The sequence below is a fragment of the Nonomuraea sp. NPDC049784 genome (assembly GCF_040659615.1).
GTDB lineage: Bacteria > Actinomycetota > Actinomycetes > Streptosporangiales > Streptosporangiaceae > Nonomuraea.
Window position 1 is genome coordinate 1 of sequence record NZ_JBFAMX010000606.1, and the last position, 6,215, is coordinate 6,215.

General features: G+C 70.6%; 7 protein-coding genes. 4 read left to right on the top strand and 3 right to left on the bottom strand.

Features of this window, described 5'->3' with window-relative positions:
* From AB0J09_RS53285 to AB0J09_RS53295, 3 genes are all read left to right on the top strand, one after another.
* Positions 1-500, top strand: a 500-nt coding sequence (locus tag AB0J09_RS53285) for an alpha/beta hydrolase (RefSeq protein ID WP_360709749.1), incomplete at its 5' end; no start/stop codon positions are given.
* A 134-nt stretch (positions 501-634) separates the two neighbouring features.
* Entirely contained in the window at positions 635-1,540 is a 906-nt protein-coding gene (locus AB0J09_RS53290; protein ID WP_360709751.1) for an RNA polymerase sigma-70 factor, read from the top strand.
* Between the two features lie 194 nt (positions 1,541-1,734).
* Positions 1,735-2,472 (top strand): hypothetical protein, encoded by a 738-nt coding sequence (locus AB0J09_RS53295; RefSeq protein WP_360709753.1) that lies wholly within the window; start codon positions 1,735-1,737, stop codon positions 2,470-2,472.
* Between the two features lie 105 nt (positions 2,473-2,577).
* Here the strand turns inward: AB0J09_RS53295 and AB0J09_RS53300 are convergent, their stop codons facing one another.
* On the bottom strand, positions 2,578-3,213 hold the full coding sequence (locus AB0J09_RS53300) for an SDR family oxidoreductase (RefSeq protein WP_360709755.1): 636 nt from the start codon (positions 3,211-3,213) through the stop codon (positions 2,578-2,580).
* 141 nt (positions 3,214-3,354) lie between these two features.
* Here AB0J09_RS53300 and AB0J09_RS53305 point away from each other — a divergent pair, with 141 nt between their 5' ends.
* A complete protein-coding gene (locus tag AB0J09_RS53305; protein WP_360709757.1) occupies positions 3,355-4,044 on the top strand; it encodes a DUF899 family protein in 690 nt (229 codons plus the stop codon).
* Between the two features lie 194 nt (positions 4,045-4,238).
* On the opposite strand, the gene AB0J09_RS53310 is transcribed toward AB0J09_RS53305, so the two are convergent.
* Positions 4,239-5,288 carry a VWA domain-containing protein gene (locus tag AB0J09_RS53310; RefSeq protein WP_360709759.1) on the bottom strand — a complete coding sequence of 350 codons (1,050 nt, stop codon included), beginning with the start codon at positions 5,286-5,288 and terminating at the stop codon, positions 4,239-4,241.
* A partial coding sequence (locus AB0J09_RS53315; protein WP_360709761.1) for a VWA domain-containing protein occupies positions 5,289-6,215 on the bottom strand: 927 nt, incomplete at its 5' end.

The following is a 6,215-nucleotide window of genomic DNA, read 5'->3' on the forward strand; positions in this document are numbered from 1 at the left end:
GCGACTCGGTCGGCGGCAACATGACCGCCGCGCTGACCATCCTCGCCAAGCGCCGCGGCGACGTGAGGTTCGTGCACCAGTCGCTCTACTACCCGGTCACCGACGCCGCCCAGGACACGGGCAGCTACCGCGAGTTCGCCGACGGCCCGTTCCTGACGGCCAGGGCCATGGCCTGGTTCTGGGACGCCTACACCACCGACCTCGCCCAGCGCGCCGAGATCACCGCCTCACCGCTGCGCGCGTCCCTGCAGGACCTCGCGGGGCTGCCGCCCGCGTTCGTCATCGTGGACGAGAACGACGTACTGCGCGACGAGGGCGAGGCCTACGCCCGCAAGCTCACCGAGGCCGGCGTCCCCACCACCAGCGTGCGTTACAACGGCATCCTGCACGACTTCCTGATGCTCAACCCGGTCCGCGACACCCACGCCGCGCGAGCCGCCACCGCCCAGGCCATCCAGGTGCTCAGGGCCGCCCTGAACACCGGAAAGGCAAACCCATGACCACCGCCAACCGGCCGCCTCCGGTGGCCGGTTGAATATGCATCCAGACCTCTTAGAACAGGCGAGCGCGCTCGAAAAGCTGCTTCCGCCTTCGTCGAACTCGTCTATCTGCCAGCGGAACGGAAGCGATCACCATGGGGGACAACGGACCGGCGAACCACTCCCATGGGCCGGAAGATCTCGACCAGGCCGCGGCGGTCTTCGCGAGCGTGCGGCCGCGCCTGTTCGGAATCGCGTACCGGATGCTGGGCAGCTCCACCGAAGCCGAAGACCTCGTACAGGACGTCTGGATGCGCTGGCAGACCTGCGACCGCAGCACCGTGGCCGACCCCGCCGCGTACCTGGCCACGGCGACCACCCGCCTCGCCATCAACGCCCTGCAGTCCGCGCGGGTCCGCCGCGAGACCTACATCGGCCCGTGGCTTCCCGAACCCGTTGACACCAGCGCCGACCCGCACCTCGGCGCCGAGCGAGGCGAAGCCCTCGGCTTCGCGGTCCTGCTCCTGCTGGAAAGGCTCTCACCCACTGAACGCGCGGCCTACGTGCTGCGAGAAGCGTTCGACTACCCCTATCGGCAGATCGCCGACATCATCCAGGCCACCGAGGCCGCGGTGCGGCAACTCGTCAGCAGGGCCCGCAAACACCTCGTCTCCGAGCGCCGCGCACCGGTGACCGCAGCCGAACAGCGCAGACTGCTGACCGCCTTCGTCGCCGCCGCCCGCGCCGGCGACCTCGCCGCGCTGGAGGAAATCCTCGCGGCAGACGTGATCAGCTACGCCGACGGCGGTGGCGCCGTCCGCGCCTCGCGCTTCCCCGTGGTGGGCGCGTTCAGGGTGGCGAAGTACGTCAGAGCGTTCGCGGACCGGTTCTGGGCCGGGGTCGAGGTGGAATGGGCCGATATGAACGGGCAGACAGCGGCCTTGCTGCGCCACGACGGGGAGGTGTTCACCGTCCTCACCGTCAACGCCTCCGACCAGGGCATCGACCAAGTGCTGTGGATGATGAACCCCGCCAAGATCACCGCAGCCCGGCCCACCTGAAGCGCGCCAGAGAAGTCACAACAGGACGGGCTCCCCGGTCTTAGCTGGTGAGACAACAGAATGGAGGACAACGTGCGGACGATCCCGATGGCCGGCGCCCACGCAGGCCTTTCCACGGCCCGGAAACAAGAGAAGCCGCCTCCCCGCTCCCCGTCACCCTCGCCTCGTCACGAGGCCGGCGAGGACGACCGGCCATGACCGGCACGGGTGCCGGGGCAGCAGCCGCCTCGCTGGCAGAGATGCTGGACGAACGGCAGCACCTGCTGGAGATCGCCTTGTGGATGTTCGGCTCGGAGATCACGGCTGACCGGATCGTCGAAGAGACCTACCGCCGCTGGTACGCCCTCAAAGATGAAGAACGCGCCGCCATCGCGGTGCCGCGCGCCTGGCTGACGCGGGTCGCCGGAGGCATCTGCCTGGAGTTGCTCGCCTCTGCCGCCACGGTCCGAGCCGCCAACGGCCCACCGGAACCCGGCCGGGCCGCAGCGCCCGCTACCCGCGTCCCGGTTCACCGGCCCACCCCTGTCACCGGCTCGGTGCAGCGCCACTTCCGTCACGACCAGGCCATGCTCGACAGGCATGATCATGTCGCGCGCCGATTCGCGGCAGCGTGCGAGACGGGAGAGGCGGCTGCCCTGAAAGCGGTCCTGGCCGCCGACGCGATGGTCGTGAGCGATGGCGGCGGCAAGGTGCGCGCCGCGATACACCCGACCCACGGCTCGGACGCGGTCGCCCACTTCGTCACGGCTCTCCTGACCGGCCAACCCGGCACCGTATTGACCGTCGAGCCCGTGAACGGCCGTAACGGCCTGGTGTTGCGCCGGGCGGGCCAGGCCGTGGCGGTGGCTGTCCTGAGCATTGCCGGGAGTGAGGTCACCGCCGTATGGATCGTGCTGAACCCCGACAAGTTGCGGCACTGGCACCGCCCATGACCCGCCCTCGCCCAAGCATCTGCGCCGTGCCCCTACGCGAAGATGACCCGCCAGAGCATCCCCGCCACGATCGACTTTGCGCGCCATGACCGCCACACTCACGGCTCAGACGAGTTCCAGCCCGCCGTCGATGGTGAGGACCTGACCGGTGATCCAGGTAGCGCCTGGGTCGGCCAAGTGCACGATCCAGGCGGCCACCTCCTCGGGATCGCCGCGGCGGCCGAGCGGGATGCGGGCGATCTCGTCTTGTTTGATGTTTTCCACCGTGGTGTCCGGCAGGCCGGCGGCGGCCAGGGCCTGGCTCTCGGTGGGGCCGGGGGCCAGCGCGTTGACACGGATGCCGTCGGAGGCCAATTCGAGCGCCCAGCTGCGGGTGAGCTGCTCCAGGGCGGCCTTGGACGCGGCGTAGTGGGCCGCGCCGGGCAGCGGCCGGTGACCATAGGTGCTGGAGACGTTGACGATCGTCCCCCGTACGGCACGCAGGTGCGGCAGCGCGGCACGGGCGAGCAGGCTGGGCGCGGTGACGTTGAGGGCAAGCAGGTCATTGATGCGTTGGGCGTCGGTGTCGGCCAGTGGCATCACCGCGGTGGCTCCCGCGTTGTTGATCAGAACGTCCAGCCGCCCCCATCGGTCGGTCGCCGCCTCGATCACGGCCTGCGGCACGCCTGGAGCAGTGATGTCGGCAGCGAGGACGGCGATGCCGGGCTGCCGGGCCTGGTAGCTGACATGCGCCCGGTGCACGGCGAACGCCTTCCGGGGGTGGCTGTGTGCGCTCTCGTTCCGTAGCTTTCCCGAACGGATTGGCCGGCCACCGATGAATTCGACGACCGGGCCAGGTCTACCCTGCACACGGCAAGTTGCGCACATGATCAGTGAGGGCCCATGAGCACAAACGCACTACCGCCCGTCGTCGACGCCGACACCTGGCAGCGTCAGCTGGAAGCACTGCGTGCCCGGGAGAAGGCCGCGACCCGGGAACTCGACGCCATCGCCGCCCAGCGCCGCCGCCTGCCCATGGTGAGGATGCCGGACTACACCCTCGAGGGCGAGGACGGCCCGGTTCGCCTGGCGGACGTCTTCGAAGACAGGAGGCAGCTGATCGTCTACAACCACATGTGGTTCCCGGGCAAGGAGTGGCAGTGCCCGGGCTGCACGGGGTTCACCTCGCAGTTCACCCGGCTGGAGTTCCTGGACAACTACGATGCCCGGTTCGTCATCGTCGCCCAGGGCCCGATCGACGAGGCACTCGCCTACAAGCGGCGGGTCGGGAACAAGATGGCCTGGTATTCCACCGCGAACAGCCCGTTCGGCACCGACGTCGGCGCACCGCCCGGCGAAGGCTTCGCCGTCAACGTGTTCCTGCGCGATGGCGACACCGTGTATCGGACCTGGCACACCAACGGCCGGGGCACCGAGCAGCTCAGCCACACCTTCGCGCTGATCGACCTGCTGCCGTACGGGCGGCAGGAGGAGTGGCAGGACGCGCCCGACGGCTGGCCGCAGTCGCCCACCTACAGCCGGTGGTCCACCGCCAAGGACATCGCCGCGATCTACGGCCCGGACACCGCCTAGGGACCTTCGTCCGGCTCATCGAGCGGACCAGAGGAAGATGCCCGCGATGTGGAGTCCGGCCAGGAAGATGATTGCGGTCTTCTCGTAGCGGGTGGCGATGCCGCGCCACTGCGTCACCGGCCGGCGGTCAGCACGAAGGCCAGCCGCCGGCAGCGAGGTGGATCTTCGTAGTCAGTCCGCTGTGGGACCGGCCGTCAGCGGGCCGGGGTCCGGGGGCGGTTCCACCAGAGAGAGAGGGACAGGGCCGCGGTGATGAGGACGGCGCCGCCGGCGGCGAAGGCGGCGGCTGTGTCGACCCGCTGGTGGATGACGGTGAAGCTGCCGGGGAGGGCGTCGAGGGCGCTTTGGAGCTGGTCGGCGTTCTCGGCGCGGTGGTAGGAGCCGCCGGTGGTCTGGGCTATCTGTTTGAGTGCGGGCTCGTCGATCATGCGGACGTTGCGGCCGCTGTCGAATCCGCCGCGGCCGCCGCCGCCCCAGCCGCCGAAGCCACGGCCGTCGAACTGTGAGTTGTCGCAGACCATCGGGGCCGGGTTCGTGGTGCCGAAGCCGATGGTGAAGACGCGGACGCGGCGCACGGCCGCCTCCTGGGCGGCGGTCTGCGGGTCGACGCCCTGGGTGTTGGCGCCGTCGGTGAGCACGACGATCGCGGCACCGGCGTAGCCTCCCCCGCCGCCGGGGTTCGCGCCGGTGGGGGCGACCGACGGGTCGACCTCCGCGATCGCGTCGATCGAGGTGAGCATGGCCTGCCCGATCGCGGTGCCGCGGGACACGGTGAGGCCGTCCAGCGCCTCGATCAGCGCCTTGGTGTCGTCGGTGGGAGGGACGAGCAGACCCGCGGTGCCCGCGAAGGTGACCAGGCCGATGCGGGGCCCGCCCCGCTGCGACTCGATGAAGTCAGCGGCGGCCTTCTTCGCGGCGGTGATGCGGTTGGGGTCGACGTCCGTGGAACACATGGAGCCGGAGGTGTCGAGCGCGAGCAGGATCGTCGCCGAGGTCTGCGGCACCGGCACCGACGCCTGCGGTCGCGCGGCCCCGACCGCGAGCAGCGCGAGCCCGGCCACGAACAGTGCCGCGGGGATCTTCCTCGTCCAGCGCGTACGGCCGGGCAGGGCGCTGCGTACGAGCGCGATCGAGGTGACGCGCACGGCGGAGCGCCGGCGGCGGCGCCGCGCCCACTCGCGGATGACGAAGATCAGCGGGATGATCAGCACGGACAGCAGCGCCCACGGCCATGAGAACGACATTCAGATCACCCGTCCTGACCGGAGCACGGTGAGCGCCGCTCCCGCGGTGAGCAGCGCGAGGGCGAGCCCGATCAGGGCGCCGGCGAGGGGCAGCGGCTCGTCGGAGACGGTGAGTCTCAGATCGATCGTGTCGGCGATCCCGTCTAGCCGCGCAGTGTCGGAGGCGGGGTGGTAGGCGCCGCCGGTGGTCTGCGCGATCAAGGTGAGGGTGTCCTGTTCGAGCGAGGTCTGCAGGTGGTAGCCATCGACCTGCACCGTCGCCCCGGCCGTGGTGCCGACCCCGACGGTGTGAATGTGGACGCCCGCCCGCTGTGCCACGGCGGCGGCCCGTTCGACGTCCGCGCCCTGGTTCTGGCCGTCGGAGAACATCACGATCGTCGCCGACGGCCAGTAGCCGATGTCGGGCGCGACGCCGTCGCGGCCGATGGCCACCGGCTTGCCGGTGATCGCCGTCAGCGAGGCCGTGATGGCCGTCCCGAGCGAGGTGCCGCCGGTGATCTTCAGCCGGTCGATGGCCTTGAGCGCGATGGAGTGGTCGGCGTCGGGCCGTGCTGTGGTGAGCGCGCCCCGCTCGAACGCGACGACTCCGATGTCGACGCTGTCGGGCTGCGCCGTCACGAACGCGCGGGCCGCCCGCTGCGCGGCCGCCAGCCGGGTGGGCGCGACGTCGTCGGCACCCATGCTGTTGGAGACGTCGATGGCGAGGATGACGGTGCCGGCGGTTCGTGGAACCGGCACCATGGCCGCCGGTCCGGCGGTGGCGATCGCGAGCACGGCGACGCCGGCGATCGTCAGGCCGATGCCGAGGTACGCCCGGCGGCCGCCCGGCACGGCGACGCCGGCAGCGGCGAGCGCGGCCGTCCGGCGGCGCAACCTCACGCTTCGGAGAGAGCGGCGACCGGCAACGGTCACCGACGCGTGATAGTC

Excerpts from the sequence above, each read along its gene's own strand:
- AB0J09_RS53290 (WP_360709751.1), top strand. The coding sequence starts at position 635 with ATGGGGGACAACGGACCGGCGAACCACTCCCATGGGCCGGAAGATCTC.
- AB0J09_RS53295 (WP_360709753.1), top strand. The coding sequence starts at position 1,735 with ATGACCGGCACGGGTGCCGGGGCAGCAGCCGCCTCGCTGGCAGAGATG.
- AB0J09_RS53305 (WP_360709757.1), top strand. The coding sequence starts at position 3,355 with ATGAGCACAAACGCACTACCGCCCGTCGTCGACGCCGACACCTGGCAG.
- AB0J09_RS53310 (WP_360709759.1), bottom strand. The coding sequence starts at position 5,288 with ATGTCGTTCTCATGGCCGTGGGCGCTGCTGTCCGTGCTGATCATCCCG.